Raw genomic sequence first — 2,903 nt, 5'->3', positions numbered from 1 at the left:
AGTGTTCGTGATGCTGATTCAAAACTTTTGAACCCAAACATGATCTGAGTTCGCCATTTAATAAAACGATGATCTGCTTCTACCCTATTGTTTAGATACTTGCACTGCCTATCTTAATCTTCTTGCTACAACTGTTGTTGTAGGTTTTGATCGCCCCTTTATTAGCACTGCTTTGATCGATGTCTATCACCTTGGGACAGCCAATATGGTTAATAGCTCTTACAAGGAATTTATGGGCAGCAAACTTGTATACCCACCTTTGGACTGTATCATGGTCAGCGGAAACTCCTCTTATGGACAAAATATCTTCTACGTCTCTATAACTGAGGCTAAATCTTAATTTGAAATAAACCTCCTGAAGTAAAATGTCTTAGGTAAGTTAACCATTGCACTATATGCGCCTTATGAAGCGCTTATTAAAAGGGTTACAGGCAGTTACGGTTTCGGAGGCACCCTTTATTCCAGCTCATATAATTACAGCTCCGTTAGGAGCAACCCATTTCAAATTTGCTTTTTATTAATTTGGAATGGATGGCATGCCGAGCGTGTTTCACATCTCGGCCATTCGTTGGTCTGCTACTATACTGAATGCTATCAATAATATATCTGCTTGTATTAGATTAATAGCATACCTTACATGTATTCTCTCAAGGCTCCTGAAAACTATTCCAACTTAGCCCTCACTGGTTTCAATCTTTGCAGTAGTTTTCTCTGAATGTTGCAATCAAAAGTAAAATATAATTAAATGTAGTGTTCGAAAGTGCACATCAGTTTGCAAACATGTGCTCCAATAAAAAGGAGTAGCAGGTTGCAGCTACTCAATTCATTTAAAAACAAAAATTATGAAAAATATAATTTATATAGCGTGTTTTTTAACGCTAATGGTGACTGGATTTACAGCCTCCGCTCAGGTGTATAAATCGGCAGATGACACAGTTAAACTAAATAAAGAGTTTACAGAAGTAAGCAATGACATTGCAAGCCTTACCGCAAAGTTAACAATAGCACAAAACAACATGCCCGGCTACAAAGACAAAGCCAATGCTTCAGAATCAAATGCCCAGGATGCAGCCGTAAACAACAGTGTTCAGGCCGATAAAGCAACAAAAGGTGGTGGTGTAAAGGAAGCAAGAAAAGCAAAACGAGCTTCTAAAAAAGCCTTTCGCGGAGCCAAAGATGCCAAGTCGGCAAACAATGATATAAGCAACCAGAACGACAGAATAGCTTCTCTTACAGGGGAGTTAGCCAAAAAGCAGGAGCGGCTTGAGCAATTAACAGCGATGCGTACTTTTATCAATGATCAGTTGCCAAAGCAATAAACATGTATCAATTAGAAAAAACAGCAACAGGCAATTATCATTATTTTTCAAATTGATAATTGTTTGTGTATACTCCTAGAAATTTACAATCAAAAAAACTCTATGTCTTTACTCAACCGCTCAATAGTACTTAATACTATGATCAAGCACGAAACACTAATTATCCATGATATAGGTAAAGAGGTGAATCTGGGTTTTGTGCCCGATAAAGCGCACCTGCAGTTTTTTCTAGATGAACTAACAGACAGCGGATACTTGAGTATACTGGATGGTGTAACGCCTTGTACTTATACCATAACGGCAAAAGGTATTACAGAAGGTAAAAGGTTGAAAGAAGGAATATAATATGCGGTTTATTGCTTGAGCATCTTCAATCGGTAATGTTAAGTATAAGATGATCGGTAAAACAAATAATAATTTATGTTAGATACAAATCAATTTAATTTAGACAAGGATACTATAGACCAACTAGGCATACTACGGTGCTATAAAAACATCAATGCGCAAATTGCGCCAAATGCACGAGTATTCGAATATCCCAATATAGAGAATGTTTATATTATGGAGAGCGATCTTTATGGTAATACAATGCCTAAAGGTTCTTGCTTCCTGGCTTTTGAAGGTAGAGCAGGATTGATGGGAATACATATCACGATTGCTACTTTAAGAAATAGCAGTATAGAGGATATCAGGAAGTTGGTGGAAGATAATCATGCAGGTTGATTTTTTTGAGAACAGTCTTTACTTTGACCTTAAGCTCAATTTGCTAGGGACAGAAGAATTCAACGACACAGTTTTGACGGTGCATAATTTAAGAACACATCAAAAGCAATTCATCATCTGGGGAGTAAGCATTGATCATGCAATGATATGGAGGGCACAAAACATCTTAAATGGCAATTCCAGTTCTATTAATATTTAAAAAGTAAAATTCATTAAAGCCGGATGAAAGGTCTTTAAGTTTCTGCCATGAACTTCTGGTTCCAACCTCTTTACTTTCAGTTATAGATTTTATTTGTTTACAAGTTTTATCGAACATTCCTTCCAAATCTATATTGCTTGATATTACTTTCCTATCACAACTGGTCTTAACATCATTTAAAAGAATCTCAAGCGCACTTCTTTCAGTTTCCGCGTTTATTGTTAGAGGGCTTTTAAACTTGATCTGGAGATCATTAAGATAGTTTTTTAATGCTGTAATGGATAATGCCCCTTTAGTAGATTTAGTACAAACATAAAGCACTATTATAAAAAGGCCTGAAACAACTGTTAGTAATAAAAGTTCCGGCAATGATAACATTAAAACTCCTTTGCGCCATTCTTTGTAACGTGCTATTTCTTTTTGTATTGATAACTTCATAATAAAATTTTTATATGATTAAAGATCTTATAACAACTGTAAGGCTATTTTAGTAAGTTACAATAAAATCATTGATTTACAATTATATACTGTTCACATTCTCACTTATTGCAATCCTTTTCAGCTTCTATCATTTACAGTTTTCACAAAAGAAACATCGGCGAATTATTAAATTAAAAAAGAACTTTGGATAAAGCTTGCCTGTATGGAACCGAAGAGCGGGT

5 protein-coding genes are annotated in these 2,903 nt (G+C 35.6%); 3 read left to right on the top strand and 2 right to left on the bottom strand.

Annotated elements, in window-relative coordinates; genetic code table 11:
• Positions 1 to 62 (bottom strand): hypothetical protein (locus OCK74_RS28065; protein ID WP_423803186.1); only part of this gene is annotated, 62 nt, incomplete at its 3' end.
• Between the two features lie 780 nt (positions 63 to 842).
• On the opposite strand from OCK74_RS28065, the gene OCK74_RS27695 reads away from it, so the two are divergent.
• From OCK74_RS27695 to OCK74_RS27685, 3 genes are all read left to right on the top strand, one after another.
• Complete coding sequence (locus tag OCK74_RS27695) at positions 843 to 1,319, top strand: hypothetical protein (RefSeq protein ID WP_279300367.1); 477 nt, start codon at positions 843 to 845, stop codon at positions 1,317 to 1,319.
• Positions 1,320 to 1,421: 102 nt separating this feature from the next.
• A complete protein-coding gene (locus OCK74_RS27690; protein ID WP_279300366.1) occupies positions 1,422 to 1,664 on the top strand; it encodes a hypothetical protein in 243 nt (80 codons plus the stop codon).
• A gap of 75 nt (positions 1,665 to 1,739) precedes the next feature.
• On the top strand, positions 1,740 to 2,042 hold the full coding sequence (locus OCK74_RS27685; protein ID WP_279300365.1) for a hypothetical protein: 303 nt from the start codon (positions 1,740 to 1,742) through the stop codon (positions 2,040 to 2,042).
• A gap of 166 nt (positions 2,043 to 2,208) precedes the next feature.
• Here the strand turns inward: OCK74_RS27685 and OCK74_RS27680 are convergent, their stop codons facing one another.
• Positions 2,209 to 2,679 (bottom strand): hypothetical protein, encoded by a 471-nt coding sequence (locus OCK74_RS27680; RefSeq protein WP_279300364.1) that lies wholly within the window; start codon positions 2,677 to 2,679, stop codon positions 2,209 to 2,211.
• Positions 2,680 to 2,903 lie beyond the last annotated feature (224 nt).

The sequence above is a fragment of the Paraflavisolibacter caeni genome (assembly GCF_025628885.1).
Taxonomy (GTDB): domain Bacteria; phylum Bacteroidota; class Bacteroidia; order Chitinophagales; family Chitinophagaceae; genus Flavisolibacter; species Flavisolibacter caeni.
This window is presented reverse-complemented; position numbering and strand designations above follow the sequence as displayed.

Coding starts and splice junctions, on each gene's coding strand:
- OCK74_RS27695 (WP_279300367.1), top strand. CDS start 843: ATGAAAAATATAATTTATATAGCGTGTTTTTTAACGCTAATGGTGACT.
- OCK74_RS27685 (WP_279300365.1), top strand. CDS start 1,740: ATGTTAGATACAAATCAATTTAATTTAGACAAGGATACTATAGACCAA.
- OCK74_RS27680 (WP_279300364.1), bottom strand. CDS start 2,679: ATGAAGTTATCAATACAAAAAGAAATAGCACGTTACAAAGAATGGCGC.
- OCK74_RS27690 (WP_279300366.1), top strand. CDS start 1,422: ATGTCTTTACTCAACCGCTCAATAGTACTTAATACTATGATCAAGCAC.